Raw genomic sequence first — 370 nt, 5'->3', positions numbered from 1 at the left:
CGTCGTGGTCGTAGGTGAGGGTGCGGTCGTCGACGGTTTCGGTGCGGACGCGGCCGTACCGGTCGCGGAGGATGGTGAGGCGGGTGCCGTCGGGGCCCACCGCTTCGGCGAGTTGGTCGGTGAGGTCGTAGGCGAAGGTGGTGACCTGGCCCGCCGCGTCCTTGCGGGTCGTGCGGCCCAGTGCGTCGCGTTCGAACGTGGTCGTCTCGTCGAGGGCGTTCGTGCGGGAGACCAGCTGGTCCGCGGCGTCGTAGGCGTACGTCAGTGGGCGGTCGTCGAAGTCCGTCTCGGATATGAGGCGGCCGGCCGGGTCGTAGGTGTAGTCCCAGGTCAGGCCCTGGGGGTTGGTGACGCGGGTGAGGCGGAGTTC

Annotated in this window: 1 protein-coding gene; it reads right to left on the bottom strand. The window is 70.3% G+C overall.

Translation table 11 applies throughout. From position 1 onward, the window contains the following. The coding region (locus tag GTW43_RS21760; RefSeq protein WP_161303694.1) for an RHS repeat domain-containing protein at nt 1-370 on the bottom strand (370 nt) is incomplete at both ends.

The organism is Streptomyces sp. SID5785 (genome assembly GCF_009870065.1).
Lineage (GTDB): Bacteria > Actinomycetota > Actinomycetes > Streptomycetales > Streptomycetaceae > Streptomyces.
This window is presented reverse-complemented; position numbering and strand designations above follow the sequence as displayed.